The organism is Nitratireductor sp. J20-h4, from assembly GCF_056780505.1.
Genome location: NZ_CM165557.1, coordinates 4,208,054 through 4,225,603, shown reverse-complemented (window position 1 = coordinate 4,225,603; position 17,550 = coordinate 4,208,054). Strand labels below are relative to the sequence as shown.

Annotated in this window: 20 protein-coding genes; 12 read left to right on the top strand and 8 right to left on the bottom strand. The window is 65.7% G+C overall.

The genetic code is table 11. The features are described 5' to 3' along the window. Window positions 1–33 precede the first annotated feature (33 nt). The 6 genes from ahcY to ACT2B0_RS20475 form a co-directional block, all read right to left on the bottom strand. Entirely contained in the window at window positions 34–1,434 is a 1,401-nt protein-coding gene (gene ahcY, locus ACT2B0_RS20500) for an adenosylhomocysteinase (RefSeq protein WP_473460100.1), read from the bottom strand. Window positions 1,435–1,755: 321 nt separating this feature from the next. Then, window positions 1,756–2,046 carry an HPr family phosphocarrier protein gene (locus ACT2B0_RS20495; protein ID WP_473460099.1) on the bottom strand — a complete coding sequence of 97 codons (291 nt, stop codon included), beginning with the start codon at window positions 2,044–2,046 and terminating at the stop codon, window positions 1,756–1,758. Then, on the bottom strand, window positions 2,043–2,444 hold the full coding sequence (locus tag ACT2B0_RS20490) for a PTS sugar transporter subunit IIA (protein WP_473460098.1): 402 nt from the start codon (window positions 2,442–2,444) through the stop codon (window positions 2,043–2,045). Before ACT2B0_RS20490 ends, ACT2B0_RS20495 begins: the two co-directional genes overlap by 4 nt. A gap of 395 nt (window positions 2,445–2,839) precedes the next feature. After that, a complete protein-coding gene (locus tag ACT2B0_RS20485) occupies window positions 2,840–3,307 on the bottom strand; it encodes an HPr kinase/phosphorylase (protein ID WP_473460097.1) in 468 nt (155 codons plus the stop codon). A 22-nt stretch (window positions 3,308–3,329) separates the two neighbouring features. Continuing rightward, window positions 3,330–5,099: a stimulus-sensing domain-containing protein gene (locus ACT2B0_RS20480; protein ID WP_473460096.1), complete on the bottom strand. Its 1,770-nt coding sequence runs from the start codon at window positions 5,097–5,099 to the stop codon at window positions 3,330–3,332. Window positions 5,100–5,133: 34 nt separating this feature from the next. Next, the gene (locus tag ACT2B0_RS20475) at window positions 5,134–5,835 is read right to left on the bottom strand and encodes a response regulator transcription factor (RefSeq protein WP_473466139.1); all 702 of its coding nucleotides are present in this window, start codon (window positions 5,833–5,835) and stop codon (window positions 5,134–5,136) included. A 351-nt stretch (window positions 5,836–6,186) separates the two neighbouring features. On the opposite strand from ACT2B0_RS20475, the gene ACT2B0_RS20470 reads away from it, so the two are divergent. The 8 genes from ACT2B0_RS20470 (at window position 6,187) to ACT2B0_RS20435 (ending at window position 13,066) form a co-directional block, all read left to right on the top strand. Then, window positions 6,187–7,797 carry a phosphoenolpyruvate carboxykinase gene (locus ACT2B0_RS20470; protein ID WP_473460095.1) on the top strand — a complete coding sequence of 537 codons (1,611 nt, stop codon included), beginning with the start codon at window positions 6,187–6,189 and terminating at the stop codon, window positions 7,795–7,797. Between the two features lie 166 nt (window positions 7,798–7,963). Next, entirely contained in the window at window positions 7,964–8,401 is a 438-nt protein-coding gene (gene arfB / locus ACT2B0_RS20465; protein WP_473460094.1) for an alternative ribosome rescue aminoacyl-tRNA hydrolase ArfB, read from the top strand. Window positions 8,402–8,540: 139 nt separating this feature from the next. Then, complete coding sequence (locus ACT2B0_RS20460; protein ID WP_473460093.1) at window positions 8,541–9,158, top strand: transglutaminase-like cysteine peptidase; 618 nt, start codon at window positions 8,541–8,543, stop codon at window positions 9,156–9,158. Between the two features lie 331 nt (window positions 9,159–9,489). Beyond that, window positions 9,490–10,080 (top strand): NADPH-dependent FMN reductase, encoded by a 591-nt coding sequence (locus ACT2B0_RS20455; RefSeq protein ID WP_473460092.1) that lies wholly within the window; start codon window positions 9,490–9,492, stop codon window positions 10,078–10,080. Further along, window positions 10,077–10,778: an orotidine-5'-phosphate decarboxylase gene (gene pyrF, locus ACT2B0_RS20450; protein ID WP_473460091.1), complete on the top strand. Its 702-nt coding sequence runs from the start codon at window positions 10,077–10,079 to the stop codon at window positions 10,776–10,778. Before ACT2B0_RS20455 ends, pyrF begins: the two co-directional genes overlap by 4 nt. Window positions 10,779–10,803: 25 nt before the next feature. Further along, on the top strand, window positions 10,804–11,097 hold the full coding sequence (locus ACT2B0_RS20445) for a DUF1330 domain-containing protein (protein WP_473460090.1): 294 nt from the start codon (window positions 10,804–10,806) through the stop codon (window positions 11,095–11,097). Continuing rightward, complete coding sequence (locus ACT2B0_RS20440) at window positions 11,022–11,636, top strand: GNAT family N-acetyltransferase (protein WP_473466137.1); 615 nt, start codon at window positions 11,022–11,024, stop codon at window positions 11,634–11,636. Before ACT2B0_RS20445 ends, ACT2B0_RS20440 begins: the two co-directional genes overlap by 76 nt. A 125-nt stretch (window positions 11,637–11,761) precedes the next feature. After that, entirely contained in the window at window positions 11,762–13,066 is a 1,305-nt protein-coding gene (locus ACT2B0_RS20435) for a polyhydroxyalkanoate depolymerase (protein ID WP_473460089.1), read from the top strand. Window positions 13,067–13,300: 234 nt separating this feature from the next. Here ACT2B0_RS20435 and rpsU read toward each other — a convergent pair whose 3' ends face one another. Further along, a complete protein-coding gene (gene rpsU / locus ACT2B0_RS20430; RefSeq protein ID WP_156711771.1) occupies window positions 13,301–13,594 on the bottom strand; it encodes a 30S ribosomal protein S21 in 294 nt (97 codons plus the stop codon). Window positions 13,595–13,852: 258 nt separating this feature from the next. After that, window positions 13,853–14,602 carry an endonuclease III gene (gene nth, locus ACT2B0_RS20425; RefSeq protein ID WP_473460088.1) on the bottom strand — a complete coding sequence of 250 codons (750 nt, stop codon included), beginning with the start codon at window positions 14,600–14,602 and terminating at the stop codon, window positions 13,853–13,855. 21 nt (window positions 14,603–14,623) lie between these two features. Here nth and ACT2B0_RS20420 point away from each other — a divergent pair, with 21 nt between their 5' ends. The 4 genes from ACT2B0_RS20420 (at window position 14,624) to ACT2B0_RS20405 (ending at window position 17,468) form a co-directional block, all read left to right on the top strand. Then, complete coding sequence (locus ACT2B0_RS20420) at window positions 14,624–15,109, top strand: DUF2244 domain-containing protein (protein WP_473460087.1); 486 nt, start codon at window positions 14,624–14,626, stop codon at window positions 15,107–15,109. Between the two features lie 80 nt (window positions 15,110–15,189). After that, the gene (locus ACT2B0_RS20415; protein ID WP_473460086.1) at window positions 15,190–16,068 is read left to right on the top strand and encodes a methylated-DNA--[protein]-cysteine S-methyltransferase; all 879 of its coding nucleotides are present in this window, start codon (window positions 15,190–15,192) and stop codon (window positions 16,066–16,068) included. A 138-nt stretch (window positions 16,069–16,206) separates the two neighbouring features. Then, a complete protein-coding gene (locus ACT2B0_RS20410) occupies window positions 16,207–17,100 on the top strand; it encodes a ribokinase (RefSeq protein ID WP_473460085.1) in 894 nt (297 codons plus the stop codon). After that, window positions 17,097–17,468 carry a hypothetical protein gene (locus ACT2B0_RS20405; RefSeq protein WP_473460084.1) on the top strand — a complete coding sequence of 124 codons (372 nt, stop codon included), beginning with the start codon at window positions 17,097–17,099 and terminating at the stop codon, window positions 17,466–17,468. Before ACT2B0_RS20410 ends, ACT2B0_RS20405 begins: the two co-directional genes overlap by 4 nt. Window positions 17,469–17,550 lie beyond the last annotated feature (82 nt).

Genomic DNA, 17,550 nt, shown 5'->3' with positions numbered 1-17,550 from the left:
GGCATCAATATCTAGTGTCTTCGACTTGTCGGATCAGTATCTGTAGTGATCAGGCTTGAACGGCCCAGCCGGGGTCACGCCGATATAGCTTGCCTGCTCGTCGGACAGCGTGGTCAGCGTCGCGCCGAGCTTGTCGAGATGCAGACGCGCCACCTTCTCGTCGAGATGCTTGGGCAGCACATAGACCTCGTTCTGGTAGTTCTGCCCCTTGGTCCACAGCTCGATCTGAGCGAGCACCTGGTTGGTGAACGAGGCCGACATCACGAAGCTGGGATGGCCGGTCGCGTTGCCCAGGTTGAGCAGGCGCCCTTCCGACAGAAGCAGAATGCGGTTGCCGCCGGGGAACTCGATCATGTCGACCTGCGGCTTGATGTTGGTCCATTTCAGATTGCGCAGCGCTGCGATCTGAATCTCGTTGTCGAAATGGCCGATATTGCCGACGATGGCCATGTCCTTCATCTTGCGCATGTGATCGATGGTGATCACGTCCTTGTTGCCGGTCGTGGTGATCACGATATCGGCGGTCGGCGCGGCCTGGTCGAGCGTCACGACCTCGAAACCGTCCATCGAGGCCTGCAGCGCGCAGATCGGGTCGACCTCGGTCACCTTGACGCGGGCGCCGGCGCCGCGCAGCGAGGCGGCCGAGCCCTTGCCGACATCGCCATAACCGCAGACCACGGCAACCTTGCCGGCCATCATCACGTCGGTGGCGCGGCGGATGCCGTCGACCAGCGATTCCTTACAGCCATATTTGTTGTCGAATTTCGACTTGGTGACCGAATCATTGACGTTGATGGCGGGGAAGGGCAGCAGCCCCTTCTTCTGCAGCTGGTAGAGCCGGTTGACGCCGGTGGTGGTCTCTTCCGTCACGCCCTTGATGGCGTCGCGCTGGCGGGTGAAGAAGCCGGGCGTTTCGGCCATGCGCTTCTTGATCTGCTTGAAGAGGATTTCCTCTTCCTCGTTGCCGGGCTTCGACAGAACGTCCTCGCCGGCCTCGGCGCGCGCGCCGATCAGGATATACATGGTGGCGTCGCCGCCATCGTCGAGGATCATGTTGGACGGTTCGCCGTCCGGCCACTGGAAGATGGCGTCGGAATAATTCCAGTAGTCCTCGAGCGTCTCACCCTTGATGGCAAAAACCGGCGTGCCAGTGGCCGCGATGGCGGCGGCGGCGTGATCCTGAGTGGAGAAGATGTTGCACGAGGCCCAGCGGACCTCCGCGCCCAGCGCCTGCAACGTTTCGATCAGCACGGCGGTCTGGATCGTCATGTGCAGGGAGCCGGTGATGCGCGCGCCTTTCAGCGGCTGCGCCTCGCCGAATTCCTCCCGGCACGCGATCAGGCCCGGCATTTCGGTTTCGGCGATATCGATCTCCTTGCGGCCCCAGTCCGCCAGCGCGATATCCGCGACCTTGTAATCCAGTTTCTCTGTCATCGCTTAACTCCTGATGTCTTCGCTGTGCGGCAGCCGGCGGCCGTGAAAGGCCCGTCCGGTCGTTCGAACTTGCGTCGGACGGAAGAAGGGGCGGGCACGGTCGTTTCCGACCCGCGCTTGTGTTGCTGCACGCTGCGGATCCGACTGGTTCCGGCCGGCCGACAAGCATCCGCGCTGCGGAGCGCCCCTGTCCGACGGAGCGCTGTCTAGCAGATCGGCGAAAGCCTCACAACAGGATATAAGGAAATCTTTATTTGTGCATATGGGCCGGAAGCATCCGCAAGCCGCCCGGCGCCTTGCGCACTCGTCGCGGCGTCGTCCTTACGCCTCTTCGCCGAAGCGGTTGGCGATCAGCGTTTCCAGCGCCGCCATGGCCCGTGCCGCGTCGGGGCCGGTTGCGGTGACGCGAACGCTGCAGCCCGGGCTCGCGGCCAGCATCATCAGGCCCATGATCGACGTGCCGCCAACCGAAACGCCGTCCTTTTCCACCGTCACCTCGGCCTTGAAACTGCCGGCGAGCTGGACGAAGCGGGCCGAGGCGCGTGCATGCAGGCCGCGTTTGTTGACGATTTCGATGTCTCGAACGATCGAGACTTGCCGTGTCGTGGTCATTTACCGTTCAGGACCCGGCTCGCGACGTTGATATATTTGCGCCCGGCAGTCTGGGCGCCTTCCAGTGCCGCGGCCATGTCGTTATTGGCGCGTACGCTGGTCAGCTTGATCAGCATTGGCAGGTTCATGCCGGCGATCACCTCGATGCGCCCGGGCTCCATCACCGAGATGGCGAGGTTGGACGGCGTGCCGCCGAACATGTCGGTAAGAATGACCACGCCGGCGCCGTCGTCGACCTTCGCGACGGCCTCGACGATATCCTGTCGACGCAGTTCGATATCGTCGTCGGCGTCGATGGGTACGGTCTCGAAAGCGTCCTGGGACCCGACGACATGTTCGACGGCATGCCGGAATTCTTCGGCAAGGCGACCGTGCGTGACCAGCACGACTCCGATCATGAATGCTTCGCTCCCGTCAGCGCTCCCAGGATCGGAGCGCATCTGTTCTACAATTTCGTCACCCGCCAACCGGGCGGCAGGTGCGCTATCTTGTCGACGGGCCGGCCTTTGACAAGCCCAAATGTCGGATCACGCCGATCAATATGGCCGAAAACGGCTTTGTGCGGGCGAAAAACACCGGAACCGATGGCGAAACCCGACCGTTCTTAGCGGTCAAGGCATGGCGCGAGGACGGTGGCCGGATCGGTCCCGGCGGCGGCCGACCGGTCCGGAATTTCACTGTTAAGGAATTGAGAAATCACGATATTCGCCGCCGGCGATGTGGTGTGTCGTGGTATCGATCCGGCGTCGCCGGCACGGCGGCGATGATTGCGGGCGCCGACAGGGCGCAGCCCTCAGGCGCGCGTTTCGTCGCAACCGGCCTTCGACCGGCCGAGCGCCTCCAGCCGGGCGAGCACGGCCGGCATCGCTGCGGCGACCGCGCGCTCGGCCACGGCGAGGGCTGCGATTTCCACCGTCTCGATCAGTTCGACGCCGCCGGGATCGAGCCGCGGCGCGTCCCGTGCCGGCACCAGCCTGACGCACAGATCGATCACCGCGGCCGCTTCGTGTGGCTGCGCGGCCGGCCCATGGCCGTAGATCTCGGCCAGCCCGGCAATCGCGTCGGGCACGCGGGCCACCAGGCGGGAGCCATGCCGTTCAAGCACCAGCCGGTCGTCGCCGATAAGCCAGGCCGGCATGCCGGCCGCCCGGCACCGCGCCACCAGGGCGAGCGCCAGCGTCGATTTGCCGGACCCGGACGGTCCCAGCACGATCACGCCGCGATCGCCGATGACGAGCCCGCACGCGTGGACGTTTTTCATCGGCCGGCCATGCGAGGTTTCCTCAGCCTTCGGCGGGCAGCTTGACGATGAAGCGCGCGCCACGCACGTCGCCCGACTTGCTTCCGGGGATGTTCTCGGCCGTCAGCGTGCCGCCATGGGCTTCGACGATCTGGCGGCTGATCGACAGGCCGAGGCCCGAATTCTGCCCGAACGCCTCGCCTTGCGGCCGGTCGGTGTAAAACCGCTCGAAGATCCGGTCGATGTTTTCGGCACGGACACCCGGCCCGTTATCGTCGATGGTGACGAGGACGTTGCGGGCGCTGCGCGCCAGCGTCAGCTGAACGCGCCCGCCCTCGTCGGGGACGAAGGAACGGGCGTTTTCGAGCAGGTTGGTGAACACCTGTCCAAGCCGCAGGTCGTGGCCGTTGACCAGGAAGCCGCGCCCGCTCTGGCCGGCCTTGGCAACGCGAAACTCGATTGCGACCTGTTTCTTGTCGCGGGTGTGGGCGCTCGCCGCCGCGACGAGGTCGGTCAGGAATTTCTGCAGGTCGAGCGGCGCGGCGTCGGCGCGCGCCAGTTCGGCGTCGAGCCGGGAAGCGTCGGAAATGTCGGTGATCAGGCGATCGAGCCGCCGCACGTCGTGCTGGATGATGGCCAGAAGCCGGCTGCGCGATTCCTCGTTGCGCGCCAGGGGCAGCGTCTCGACCGCGCTGCGCAGCGAGGTCAGCGGGTTCTTGAGCTCGTGCGAGACGTCGGCGGCGAAACTCTCGATCGCGTCGATGCGGGCGTAAAGCGCCTTTGTCATGTCGCGCAGCGCGATCGACAGATTGCCGATTTCGTCCTGACGCTCGGAAAAATCGGGAATCTCCTCGCGGCTTCTCACGCCGCGGCGCACGCGCACCGCCGCCGCCGACAGCCGCCGCAGCGGATTGGCGATCGTGGAGGCGAGCAGCATCGACAGGATCGCGGTCACCAGCGCCGCCACGCCGAAAACGCGGAAGATGGCCTTGCGCTCGTCGGCGACGATCTTGTCGATGTCGCCACCCTGCGTCGACAGCAACAGAACGCCAAGCACGGCGCGGAAGCGCTGGACGGGCACGGCCACCGACACGATCATCTCGCCCTGTTCGCTGATGCGCACGACAAAACCGGGCGTGCCGATCAGTGCCCGCATCACCTCCGGATAGGCGGCGCCGTTGCCGCCCGGCTGTTCGCGATAAAGCGGCAGGTCGCTGCGGCGGAAAAAATCGGAGATGAATTTTTCGACGCGATCGAAGAAATCCGGCTCCGTCTCCTGGAGCGGCGGCAGGTCGTAGCGCAGGATCTGGCCGCGCGAATACAGATGGCGCGAATCCAGAATCAGGTTGGCGTCGCGGTCGTAAATCCGCGCCCGGGTGCGGGTCGGCGAGATCAGGCGGCGCAGCAGCGGGGCGACCAGCTCGGGATTGATGGGGAATTCGAGGCTGTCGAGCTGGTCGGTGCCCGGCGCCAGACTCTGGCCGGCCTGCAGTTCGAGCAGTTTTTCCGGATCGATGCTGATGGCGTCGGTTTCGACCGTGGCGGAGGCCGCGACGGCGGCGGCGATGATCTCGCCCTGGGTCATCAGGCTTTCGACCCGCGCCTCGATCAGCCCGTCGCGGAACTGGTTCAGGTAGAGAATGCCCAGAACGAGCACTCCGAGCGCGGCGAGATTGAGAAACAGGATGCGCCGGGTCAGGCTGGAAAAGATGTGATGGCCCAAAAACCGGCGCAAGGGCACGGTCAGCCATCCGACGACGGATGGACCGCTTCTTGCCGTGCCTGGCCGTTTGCGTTCGGTTTCGGCTACCATCTGTTGCCGGGATCCACCCGACGCCTGTTCCAGTTTATGACTCGCGGAAGCGGTATCCAACACCATAAAGTGTTTCGATCATGTCGAACTCCTGATCGACGACCTTGAATTTCTTCCTGAGCCGCTTGATGTGGCTGTCGATGGTGCGGTCGTCAACATAGACCTGCTCGTCATAGGCCGAATCCATCAGCGCGTCACGGCTCTTGACCACGCCCGGCCGCTGGGCCAGCGAATGCAGGATCAGGAATTCGGTCACCGTCAGGATGACCGGTTCGCCCTTCCAGGTGCAGGTATGGCGCTCCTGGTCCATGACGAGTTGCCCGCGCTCGAGCGATTTCGCCTGGGTGCCGGGCGACTTGGCGGCGGCTTCGCGCGCGTTGGCGCGCCGCAGCACAGCCTTGACCCGTTCGACCAGGAGGCGCTGCGAGAACGGTTTGCGGATGAAGTCGTCGGCGCCCATCTTGAGGCCGAACAATTCGTCGATCTCGTCATCCTTCGACGTCAGGAAGATCACCGGCATGTCGGACTTCTGCCGCAGCCGGCGCAGCAGCTCCATGCCGTCCATGCGCGGCATCTTGATGTCGAGAATGGCGAGATTGGGCGGGCGGGCGGAAAACCCGTCGAGCGCGGACGCGCCGTCGGTGTAGGTCTCCACGCGGTAGCCCTCCGATTCCAGGGCGATGGAGACCGAAGTCAGGATGTTGCGGTCATCGTCGACGAGCGCGATCGTTGCCATGTCAAACGTATCCCTCATAAGCGGGCGTCCCTTCCTGCTTCCGGAAAGGGCTATAGGCGGACAAATTGGGTACAAAATGTGGCACAGTTCGACGGTCGTGTCACATGCGCGGCCGGCATTGCGCGCCGATTGCCTGTGCATGACGCGTCGCCAAGGGTGGAAAAATTTAACCCTTTTTCAACAGCCGAACCGTTTTTAAACGATTTAAGAAAATTTCAAAAAATTTAAATCGATTAATGATTTGAAACAAAAAGGCTTTTCTGTTTGTGACCTTTGGCCGATGCTTGCCGGGTCGAGGTTAGCGCATTGGCGAGCGAACCAACGCAAAAAAGACGCCAGGGAGCGGAACCAATGCGAGAGATCGGCAAGCGCAATCCCCGTTGCGGGATCGACATTATCGGGCTCGGCAAGGCGGGGGCCGCCCACTACAATCTCTGCGAAGCCGAGCTCTACGAGGAAGCGTTGCGCCGCGGCGAAGCCCGGCTGACCGCGCATGGCGCGCTCGTTGCCCTGACCGGCCAGCACACCGGCCGTTCCGCCAAGGACAAGGTCGTCGTGCGCGACGCGGCCAGCGAGCCGCATGTGTGGTGGGACAACAACAACGCCATCTCGCCCGAGCAGTTCGACCTGCTGCTGGCCGATTTCCAGGCCCAGGTCGCAGGCCGCGACCTGTTCGTCCAGGACCTCGCCGGCGGCGCGGATCCCGAAAACAGGCTTCCGACCCGGGTCGTGACCGAATATGCGTGGCATTCGCTGTTCATCCGCAACCTTCTGATCCGTCCCGACCGGACGGCGCTCGACACGTTCGAGCCGAAACTGACCATTATCGACCTGCCGTCGTTCCGCGCCGACCCGGCCCGTCACGGCACCCGCAGCGAGACGGTGATCGCGGTTGATCTCAGCCGCATGATCGTGCTGATCGGCGGCACCTCCTATGCCGGCGAAATGAAGAAGTCGGTGTTCACCGTGCTCAACTATCTGCTTCCCGACAGCGGTGTGATGCCGATGCACTGTTCGGCCAATGTCGGCCCCGACGGCGACGCGGCGGTGTTTTTCGGCCTGTCGGGCACCGGCAAAACCACGCTGTCGGCCGACCCGCGCCGCACGCTGATCGGCGACGACGAACATGGCTGGGGCGAGGACGGCATCTTCAATTTCGAGGGCGGCTGCTACGCCAAGACCATCCGCCTGTCGGCCGCCGCCGAGCCGGAGATCTTCGCCACGACGCGTCGGTTCGGCACCGTGCTCGAAAACGTCGTTCTGGACGAGAACCGCGTTCCCGATTTCGACGACGGGTCGCTGACCGAAAACACGCGTTGCGCCTATCCGCTGCATTTCATCCCCAATGCCAGCGACAGCGGCCGTGCCGGCCATCCCAAGAACATCATCATGCTGACCGCCGACGCCTTCGGCATCATGCCGCCGATCGCCCGGCTGTCGCCGGCCCAGGCCATGTATCATTTCCTGTCCGGCTACACCGCCAAGGTCGCCGGCACCGAAAAGGGCGTGACCGAGCCGGAAGCGACCTTCTCCACCTGTTTCGGCGCGCCCTTCATGCCGCGTCATCCGGCCGAATACGGTAATCTCCTGCGTGAACTGATCGCCCGTCACGGCGTCGATTGCTGGCTGGTCAACACCGGCTGGACCGGCGGCGCCTACGGCACCGGCTCGCGCATGCCGATCAAGGCCACGCGCGCGCTGCTGACGGCGGCGCTGGAGGGATCGCTCAACGCCTGCGACTTCCGCACCGATCCGAATTTCGGCTTCGAGGTGCCGGTTGCCGTGCCCGACGTCGACGCCGCCATTCTCGACCCGCGCGCGACCTGGACCGACCAGGCCGCCTATGACCGGCAGGCGGCCAAGCTGGTCGGCATGTTCATCGACAATTTCGCCAAGTTCGAGGCCCATGTCGACGCCGGCGTGCGCAGCGCCGCGCCACAGGTGCAGGTGGCGGCCGAATAAAGCTTCCGGGAGGGTTTCCCGTTCCGATATCGGCCCGGCCTCGCGCCGGGCCTTTTCTTTTTGGCTGCGGCGCGGCATGTGTGTGCTGTGGCGGGTTCGGCAAAACGACGAAGGCTCTCCTTGCTAAACCGCGCCGCAAGTCGGGGCCGGGCCCCAGGAGAAGAGTATGGCCGGCGAAGAGGTGTTTTCGATCGCGTCCGGCGTGACGGTCGGCGAGGCCGAACTCGAGGAGCATTTCATCCGCTCCTCCGGTCCCGGCGGCCAGAACGTCAACAAGGTCGCGACGGCCGTCCAGCTGCGCTTCGACGCGCGCAACGCCCGCGGCCTGCCGGATCAAGTACGCGACCGCCTTCTGAAGCTGGCCGGCCAGCGCGCCACCAAGGACGGCGTGATCGTCATCGAAGCCGGCCGGTTCAGGACCCAGGAGCGCAATCGCGAGGATGCACGCCAGCGCCTGCTGGCGCTCGTCGCCCGCGCCGCCGAGCCGCCGCCGCCCCCGCGCAAGAAGACGCGGCCGTCGAAAGGCGCGGTCGAGCGCCGCCTGAAGGCCAAGGCCGGCCGCGCGGCGATCAAGAAGATGCGCGGGCGCGTCGACAAGGAGTGACGTCACTCCGGCGGCGGATCCGGCCGGCTGTGGATGGTAACCATGATTGTCGGATTGGCGCTGTCGTGAATTGACAGCGGCGGCGCAAGCCTCTTAACCTTTTCTTAACGATAAGACACGGGCTGCAGGGGGCGAGCCGATGCATGGCAAGACGACGCCGGGACTCCGGCCATTGATCCTCGCGGCTCTGTTCGTGACCGGGGCGCTCGCGCCTGCCGCCGCGCAGCCGGTCGATTCCATGGTCACCGGCAGCCTGACCTCGCAGCCGATCGGCCATTACGAGTTCTGCAAGGCCAATCCGCGCGAATGTTCCATCGCCATGCGCGACCGCGGTCCCGCGCGGCTCACCAAGAACCTGCTGTCGACGCTGTCGCGCGTGAACGTATCGGTCAACCGCGCCGTCAAGCCGATGAACGACATCGACATTTTCGGCAAGGACGAGGTGTGGAGCTATCCCGACGGTGTCGGCGATTGCGAGGATTACGTGCTCGAAAAGCGCCGCCTGCTGCAGGGCAAGGGCGTGTCGCTCACCAACCTGCTGATCACCGTGGTGCGCAAGCCCGACGGCGAGGGCCATGCGGTTTTGACCGTGCGCACCGACAAGGGCGATTTCATTCTCGACAATCTGCGCGACGATATCCGCCCGTGGAGCAAAACCGGCTACCGGTTCTTGAAACGACAGGCGAGCAACCATACCGGCCGCTGGGTCAATCTCTACGCCGAGCGCAACCGGTTCGTCGGCTCGGTCAATCGCTGAGCCGAACCCGGCCGCCGATCTCGCCAGAAACCCGGCCCGGGCCGGTGCCCCTCAACGCTTCCTATCGCTCTATCCGATGCAGCGGTTCCGTCGGTTTTTGCCCGACGCGCTCGTCAGGACGGGTATTTTGTTCGCGCTGATCGGCCAGGCCGGCGTCGAAGGCCGGCGGCGATAGGACGAAAGCGGCGTCGCGATCCGCGCCGCGCGAAGCTGCGCACGCCGGCCGTTGACGCCCTACCCGTCGGCGAATGGTCCGGCATCGGCCGTCACGATTGATTTGCCGCGCATATCCCCTATACCCGGACTGGAACCGAAATCGACAGAGTGGGACATGACGGCACGAATCCTCGTTTTCGCAGGCTCGATCCGCAGCGGCGCGTTCAGCGGTCGCACCGCGGACGCGGCCATGAAGGAACTGGCCTTGCAGGGCGCGGAGGTCACGCGCATCTCGCTGGAAGACTATCCGTTGCCGATCATGGACGAGGATCTCGAAAAGGAAAAGGGCATCCCCGAAAACGCGCTCAGGCTGGCGCGTCAGTTCGCCGCCCATGACGGGCTCCTGATCGCCAGTCCCGAATATAATGCCTCCATCCCGCCGTTGCTCAAGAACACGCTCGACTGGGTGAGCCGGGTCAGGACGGACGGCGCCGCGCCGCTGCGTCCTTATCAAAACAAGGTCGTCGGCCTGTGCTCGTCGTCCAACGGTCAGTTCGGCGGCATGCGCGGGCTCTATCATCTGCGCGCCGTGCTGATGAACTGCCAGGCCGAGATCATTACACCGCAATGCTCCGTCTCGGGCGCGGCCGACGCCTTCGACGACGAGGGGCGGCTGAAAAACGAACGCCAGCACACAATGCTGGAAAAGGTCTGCCGCACGCTGATCGAGCGGGCCTCAATGCTGTCGACGAGGGTGGATGCATGATTGACGCGAACAACGTGGCCGAAAGACTGATCGTCGGGCTCGATCTGCCGGACGTGGCGGCGGCCGAAAAAGCGGTTTCGGAACTCGACGGCGTCGTCTCCTTCTTCAAGATCGGCTACCGGCTGGTGTTTGCCGGCGGGCTGGAATTCGCACGCGATCTCGTCGCCTCGGGCAAGAACGTGTTTCTCGACATGAAGCTGCTCGACATCGACAACACAGTGGCCGAAGGTGTGGAGAACGTGGCTGCGATGGGCGTGTCGATGCTGACCGTGCACGCCTATCCCAAGGCGATGCGGGCCGCCGTCGAGGCGGCCGCGGGCAGCAAGCTTTGCCTGCTCGGCGTGACCGTGCTCACCTCGATGGACGATCGCGACCTCACCGAGGCCGGATACGGCTTCGATGCCCGCGCCCTGGTCGAGCGCCGCGCGCGCCAGGCGCGCGAGACCGGCATGGGCGGCATCGTCTGCGCGGCTACAGAGGCCGCGGCCGTGCGCGCGATCGTCGGCCCGGAACTGGCGCTGGTGACGCCGGGCATCCGGCCGGCCGGCGCCGCGCATGGCGACCAGAAGCGGGTGATGACGCCCGCCGACGCGCTGCGGGCCGGCGCGAGCCATCTCGTCGTCGCCCGTCCGATCGTCGGCGCGCGCGACCGCCGCGCCGCCGCCCAGGCCATCGTCGCGGAAATGGAAACCGCCTGAACCAGAACCGTCCCGGGAGGAAAACATGCCGAAAGCCTATTGGATCGCCCATGTCAATGTCCGCGATCCCGAACGCTACAAGGACTATGTTGCGACCGCGAAGCCGGCCTTCGAACGATACGGCGCCAAATTCCTGGCGCGCGGCGGAACCTACGAGGCGATGGAAGGTAAGGGCCGCGCGCGCAACGTCGTCATCGAGTTTCCCTCCCTGCAGGCGGCGAAGGATTGCTATAATTCGCCCGAATACCAGGCGGCCAAGGCGATCCGGGTGACGGTCGCCGACGCCGAAATGGTCATAGTCGAGGGCTACGAAGGCTGAGCGGCATCCCCGCCCTGCCAGCCGGTTATGCCATTAGAGCGGCCCGGCCCGACGACACCCGGCGGCTGATCGCCGTCGAGACGGCGGCCGCGCGCCTGTTCGCCGACCATGGTTATCCCGCGCTCGCCGACGAGCCGCCGCGCTCACCGCGCGAGTTCGCCCGCTTCACGGCCGCAAACAGCGTGCTCGTCGCCGAAACCGCGGACGGCATGCCGGCCGGTTTCGTGGTAACCGGCGATGTCGGCGGCCATTATTACCTGACCGAGCTTTCCGTCGATCCTGCCCATGGCCGGCGCGGGCTCGGCACCGCGCTTGTGGGGGCCGCGCTCGCTGCGGGGCGCGGCCTGGGCTATCGCAACGCCGCGCTTTCGACCTTCCGCGCCGTGCCCTTCAACGCGCCTTTCTATCGCAGGCTGGGCTTCAGCGACCTGGAACCGGCGCGGGCCGAGCCGGCATTGCGGGCCCGGTTCCTGCGTGAAGTGCCGCCGGGGGTCGAGGCGTCGGCGCGGGTGCTGATGGTGCGGCGCATCGAGGCCTAGCTTGGTGCAGGGCGAAACAGCTCTATTGCAATGCAGCAAAAGCCTGTTACCGTCATCGGTCATAACTAATTAACCTTCGCGTCGCGATTCTGGGCGGCTATCGGAACGGAAGGCGGTACATTTCGATGTTTTATCAGGTCTATGAGTGGAATCATGCCGCGGTCCAGCCCTATCGCGCGGTGGCGGATGCGACGCGGCTGTTCTACAGCAATCCACTCAACCCGCTCTCCCACACCGCGTTCGGGCGCTCCGCGGCGGCGATGGCCGAGATGTTCGAGCGCACCACGCGGCGTTACGGCAAGCCGGAATTCGGCCTGACCTCCACAGTGGTCGACTGGAAGCCGGTGTCGGTCAGCGAGGAGACCGTCTGGAAACGGCCGTTCTGCAACGTGATCCGTTTCAGGCGCGACCTGCCGGCCGGTCGCAAGCCCGACCCCAAGCTTCTGATCGTGGCGCCGATGTCGGGACACTACGCGACCTTGTTGCGCGGCACGGTCGAGGCGATGCTGCCGCATGCCGACGTCCATATCACCGATTGGGTCGACGCCCGCATGGTGCCGCTCTCCAAGGGGCGTTTCGACCTCGACGACTATATCGACTACGTCATCGAGATGCTGCATGCGCTCGGGCCGGACACGCATGTCATGGCCGTGTGCCAGCCATCCGTACCGGTTCTGGCCGCGGCCGCGGTGATGGAGGCGCGCGGCGACGAATTCGCGCCCTCCACGATGACGCTGATGGGCGGTCCGATCGACACGCGCATCAACCCGACCGCCGTCAACCAGCTCGCCGAGGAAAAGGATCTCGACTGGTTCCGCGACAACGCCGTCATGCAGGTGCCCTGGCCCAATCCCGGCTTCGCCCGCGAGGTCTATCCGGGCTTTTTGCAGCTTTCGGGGTTCATGAGCATGAATCTCGACCGCCACATCATCGCCCACAAGGACTTCTTTCTCCATCTGGTCAAGAACGACGGCGATTCGGCCGACAAGCACCGCGATTTTTATGACGAATATCTGGCCGTGATGGACCTGACGGCCGAATTCTACCTGCAGACGGTCGACACGGTGTTCATCCGCCACGCCTTGCCCAAGGGCGAGATGACCCATCGCGGCGAGCCGGTCGATCCGGCCGCGATCCGTTCGATCGCGCTGATGACGGTGGAGGGCGAAAACGACGATATTTCCGGCCTCGGCCAGACCAAGGCCGCGCAGACATTGTGCACCAATATCCCCGACGACATGCGCGTGCATTACATGCAGCCGTCCGTCGGCCATTACGGCGTGTTCAACGGCTCGCGTTTCCGCGCCGAAATCGTGCCGCGCATCGTCGACTTCGTTACCAGCTATGGCCGCGAAAGCCGCGATGCGCTCGGCCGGCATCTGCCCGGCAAAAAGGGCGCCGCCAAGTCGACGGGGCGCACCAAGGCCTGACTCAGAACCTGCCGGGCACCGCCGCGCGCGGGTAGGGCGAGCGAGAGCGTTTCCAGGCGAAGTGGAAACCGGTTCGCCGTTCGGAAAGGCGTCAAAACAATAAGATAGAGCCGCTCTGCGATTCCGCGAAAAGCTGAACGGATCGAGAGCGGACCTGCGTAACGAAAAACGGGCCGCGTGCCTCCGTGCGGGAGGCGCGCGGCCCGATCGACATTAAAGCCGTAAAGGGTCGGCTCAGGCCTGGCCCGGCGTCGCGGCGGCGCCGGCAGCCTGGGGACGCGGCGCGCCCGGGCGCACCGGACGCGGCTTCTTCTTCGGTCCGGGCAACAGGCCTTCGCGCTGCGCCAGCTTGCGGGCGGCCTTGCGCGAGCGACGAACGGCTTCGGCCTTTTCGCGTGCGCGGCGCTGCGACGGCTTCTCGTAGGACCGGCGCGCCTTCATCTCGCGAAACACACCTTCGCGCTGCATCTTCTTCTTCAGCACTTTGAGCGCCTGTTCGACATTGTTGTCTCTGACAAGTACCTGCAATGGTCTTCCTTCGTCTGCGCGACAGCGTCGCTGGTTGCAAACAGCCTTGCGGCCGGTTTGGCCCGCGTCCTGAACTGGTCCGACACGGAACGGGTTCCCTTCCCGGGGGCGAAACGAAAGCCTTCGCCTCTCAGCGGGCTGGCGTGGCACGGTCGTGGACCGTCCGCGCATACGCCGGGCAATCGGGATGTGGGCACGATGTAGTCCATTCGGCCGTGAAGTGCAAGGAAGGCCGTTTCCGCTCGTTTCGGCCTGCCTTCAGCCGGTTTCGCATTCCACGAGGGGGGCGGGGATGGCGCTGGTCTTGTCCGCGGCCCTGCACAGATCGGCGATCACGCAGCGTTCGCACTCGGGCTTGCGCGCCTTGCACACGTAGCGCCCGTGCAGGATCAGCCAGTGATGGGCGTGGCGCAGATAGTCTTCGGGAATGATCTCCACAAACCGCTTCTCGACCGCGTCCGGCGTCTTGCCGGGCGCCAGCCCCAGCCGGTTGCCGATCCGCAATATATGGGTGTCGACGGCGAATGTCGGCTGCCCGAACGCCATGTTCAGCACCACGTTGGCGGTCTTGCGGCCGACGCCCGGCAGTTTCGTCAACTGGTCGCGGTCGGCGGGCACCTGGCCGTCATGGTCGCGAATCAGCGCTTGCGACAGCGCGATGACGTTTTTGGCCTTGTTGCGCCACAGCCCGATCGTGCGGATATGGTCGCCGACCCTGTCCTCGCCGAGCGCCAGCATCTTTTGCGGCGTGTCGGCGACGGCGAACAGCCCGCGCGTCGCCTTGTTGACGCCGATATCGGTCGCCTGGGCCGACAGCACCACCGCGACCAGCAGCGTGAAGGCGTTGACGTGATCGAGCTCGCCCTTCGGTTCGGGGCGCTGCACCGCGAAACGGCGGAAAATCTCGCGCACCTCGTCCGGCGAATAGAGCGAGCGGGGTCTTCTCTTGCGCGGCGTCGAGGCGCGGGCCGGCGCGCGTGCGGCCTTTTTGTCCTTTGGCTTCACCATGAAGGCTCTATAATCGCTCTCATGAGCGAAACCTATGCCGCGGACGAACCTTTCTTCAAGGCGTTGCTGACGCCGCATCGCTCGCTCGGCCGGACCGGCTTCCTGCTGCTGATGGGCGCGCTGGTGGCGGGGTGGGGCGCGGTCGGCCTGTTTTTCCTCGCCGCCGGCGCCTGGCCGGTCGTCGGCTTTTTCGGGCTCGATATTCTGGCGCTCTACATCGCCTTTCGCCTCAATTACCGCGCCGCACGCGCCCGCGAGGAAGTGTCGGTGTCGCGCACGCGCGTGGCGATCCGCAAAACCGCGCCGTCAGGGCGCACGGAGGAGCATCGCTTCAATCCGTTCTGGACCCGGTTTTCGGTTGCCCGCCACGACGAGATCGGCATTACCGGGATGGCGGTCGAGGGGCAGGGACGGCGGGTCCCGCTCGGCGGCTTCCTCAACCCGGACGACCGCGAAAGTTTCGCGACCGAGTTCGGCCGCGCCCTGGCGAGCGCCAAAAAGCGCTGAACGCCTGGCTGCGCCCTGTCAGGAATCGGGTGGAGATCGCGATGCGGCGCAACGATAGTGGCGTCCAAGGAGATTTGACCATGAACGCTCACACCGCAGTCCTTGAACGCGACGTCACGCCAGAGGGCGGCGACTACGAGATCGTGCGCCGCGTTATCGAAAAGATCAGCCTCGACTATCGCGACCAGCCGTCCCTCGACCAACTTGCGGCCGAGGTCGGCGAGACCCCGACCGGGCTGCAGAAATTGTTCACCCGCTGGGCCGGGCTGTCGCCGAAGGCGTTTTTGCAGGCGGTCACGCTCGACCATGCGCGTCGGCTTTTGGACGAGGGCACGCCGCTTCTGGAGACCGCGCTCGAACTCGGCATGTCGGGTCCCGGGCGGCTGCACGACCTGTTCGTCACCCACGAGGCGATGTCGCCGGGCGACTACAAGACGCGTGGCGCCGGCCTGACGATCCGCTACGGCTTCCACGTCTCGCCGTTCGGCGTCGCGCTGGTCATGGCGACCGAGCGCGGCCTGGCCGGCCTTGCCTTTTGCGACGCCGGCGGCGAGCGCGCCGCCCTCGACGACATGACGCGCCGCTGGCCGAACGCCGCCTATGTCGAGGACATGGCCGCGACCGCGCCCTATGCCGGGCGCATCTTCGATCCGCAGCGCTGGCGGCAGGAAGAGCCGTTGCGGGTCGTGCTGATCGGCACCGATTTCCAGGTCCGAGTCTGGGAGGCGTTGCTGCGCATCCCGATGGGCCGGGCGAAACCCTATTCGGCGATCGCCACGGAGATCGGCGCGCCCAAGGCAAGCCGTGCCGTCGGCGCGGCCGTCGGCGCCAATCCGCTCTCCTTTGTCGTGCCCTGCCATCGCGCGCTCGGCAAGTCCGGCGCGCTGACCGGCTATCATTGGGGCCTGACGCGCAAACGCGCCATCCTCGGCTGGGAGGCCGGAAAGACGACCCCGTAGGCGCGCAGGCACGGGGCCGCCCATCGCCCCGCGCTTCAGGTCAGGTCTCGTTAATCTAGCCGGAGCGATCCGCGGCCTGCTGATTCCCTTTTAACGATTGATGCGCTAGCGTCGCCGCCGGTTTGCGGGAGGCGTCTCTTGGTCATCGTCATCGGTTCCATCAATCTCGACCTCACCGCCAGGGTCGGGCGCCTGCCCGGTCCGGGCGAGACGGTCGCGGGTGACACGTTTGCCACCGCGCCCGGCGGCAAGGGCGCCAATCAGGCGCTGGCGGCGTCGCGCGCCGGGGCGTCGGTCTGCATGGTCGGCGCGGTCGGCAAGGACAGCTTCGCCGCAGAAGCGCTGGCTCTGCTGGAGCGGGGCGGCGTCGACTTGAGCGGCGTCGGCGAAACCCATGCCTCGACCGGCACCGCCCTCATCCTGGTCGGCGGCGACGGGGAGAACATGATCGCGGTCGTGGCCGGCGCCAACGCGGCCGTGCTGCCGGGCGACGTCTCCAAGGCTGCGCTCGGCGCGGGCGACGTGGTGCTGATGCAGCAGGAAATCCCGCTCGAGACGGTCCGCGCCGCGCTCGAGGCCGCGCGCGCGGCCGGCGCGGTCTCCGTGCTCAACACCGCGCCCTATAGCGACGAGGCCGCCGATCTGTTGGCGCTGGCCGATTACGTCGTGGCCAACGAAACCGAGTTCGACCTGTGCGCGCGCGCCCTCGGCCTAAAAGGCGAAGACCGCGAGGCGCGCATGCGCGATTTCGTCGCCAGGACGGGGCGCATCGTCATCGTCACGCTCGGCGGCGAGGGCGTGCTTGCCGCCGCGCCGCACCGGTTTTTTCGCGTTGCCGCGCTGGCGGTCACGCCGGTCGATACGGTCGGCGCCGGCGACACGTTCTGCGGCTATCTGGGCGCGGCGCTGGAGCGCGGCGAACCGCTCGAAGCCGCCCTGCGCCGCGCCGCGGTCGCCGGCTCTCTCGCCTGCCTGAAGCCCGGCGCGCAGCCGGCGATCCCGCTTGGCGAGGATGTCGAGGCGCGGTTATGACCTCCAGCCAAGACAAGGCGGGCGGGGTTCGGGAGCAAATGCCGGACCCGCGCGGCGGGCCATGGCGTCCCCGCCTGAGGATGCTCTTGCCGCTGGTGTTGATCGGCGCGCTTCTGGCCGGGCCGATCATCATCTGGCTGATGCAGGACAACAAGCCGATCTTCGAACAGATGGAAATGCTGGGCAGCGTGGTCGCCGTCGAGCCGGCCAAGGACGGCGCGGCCGGTGGCGCGCGCATCACCATTCGCATCGACAACAGCACCCAGACCCTGGTGGTCAGCGGATCGCCCGATATCGAGCCGGGAACCAAGGTGACGATCCTGCGCACGGTCAAGCCCGACGGCACCTCGCATTACGCGCTGAACTGACATCGAGAAACGCCAGGCCTGGCGCAGGCCCGCGCCATCCGCCTCGCGTCGCCGCGTCGGCTTAGCGATTCCCGCGACAGAT

What these genes read in the sequence shown, in the direction of transcription:
- ahcY (WP_473460100.1), bottom strand. Translation starts at nt 1,434, where the DNA reads ATGACAGAGAAACTGGATTACAAGGTCGCGGATATCGCGCTGGCGGAC.
- ACT2B0_RS20495 (WP_473460099.1), bottom strand. Translation starts at nt 2,046, where the DNA reads ATGACCACGACACGGCAAGTCTCGATCGTTCGAGACATCGAAATCGTC.
- ACT2B0_RS20490 (WP_473460098.1), bottom strand. Translation starts at nt 2,444, where the DNA reads ATGATCGGAGTCGTGCTGGTCACGCACGGTCGCCTTGCCGAAGAATTC.
- ACT2B0_RS20485 (WP_473460097.1), bottom strand. Translation starts at nt 3,307, where the DNA reads ATGAAAAACGTCCACGCGTGCGGGCTCGTCATCGGCGATCGCGGCGTG.
- ACT2B0_RS20480 (WP_473460096.1), bottom strand. Translation starts at nt 5,099, where the DNA reads ATGGTAGCCGAAACCGAACGCAAACGGCCAGGCACGGCAAGAAGCGGT.
- ACT2B0_RS20475 (WP_473466139.1), bottom strand. Translation starts at nt 5,835, where the DNA reads ATGGCAACGATCGCGCTCGTCGACGATGACCGCAACATCCTGACTTCG.
- ACT2B0_RS20470 (WP_473460095.1), top strand. Translation starts at nt 6,187, where the DNA reads ATGCGAGAGATCGGCAAGCGCAATCCCCGTTGCGGGATCGACATTATC.
- arfB (WP_473460094.1), top strand. Translation starts at nt 7,964, where the DNA reads ATGGCCGGCGAAGAGGTGTTTTCGATCGCGTCCGGCGTGACGGTCGGC.
- ACT2B0_RS20460 (WP_473460093.1), top strand. Translation starts at nt 8,541, where the DNA reads ATGCATGGCAAGACGACGCCGGGACTCCGGCCATTGATCCTCGCGGCT.
- ACT2B0_RS20455 (WP_473460092.1), top strand. Translation starts at nt 9,490, where the DNA reads ATGACGGCACGAATCCTCGTTTTCGCAGGCTCGATCCGCAGCGGCGCG.
- pyrF (WP_473460091.1), top strand. Translation starts at nt 10,077, where the DNA reads ATGATTGACGCGAACAACGTGGCCGAAAGACTGATCGTCGGGCTCGAT.
- ACT2B0_RS20445 (WP_473460090.1), top strand. Translation starts at nt 10,804, where the DNA reads ATGCCGAAAGCCTATTGGATCGCCCATGTCAATGTCCGCGATCCCGAA.
- ACT2B0_RS20435 (WP_473460089.1), top strand. Translation starts at nt 11,762, where the DNA reads ATGTTTTATCAGGTCTATGAGTGGAATCATGCCGCGGTCCAGCCCTAT.
- nth (WP_473460088.1), bottom strand. Translation starts at nt 14,602, where the DNA reads ATGGTGAAGCCAAAGGACAAAAAGGCCGCACGCGCGCCGGCCCGCGCC.
- ACT2B0_RS20420 (WP_473460087.1), top strand. Translation starts at nt 14,624, where the DNA reads ATGAGCGAAACCTATGCCGCGGACGAACCTTTCTTCAAGGCGTTGCTG.
- ACT2B0_RS20415 (WP_473460086.1), top strand. Translation starts at nt 15,190, where the DNA reads ATGAACGCTCACACCGCAGTCCTTGAACGCGACGTCACGCCAGAGGGC.
- ACT2B0_RS20405 (WP_473460084.1), top strand. Translation starts at nt 17,097, where the DNA reads ATGACCTCCAGCCAAGACAAGGCGGGCGGGGTTCGGGAGCAAATGCCG.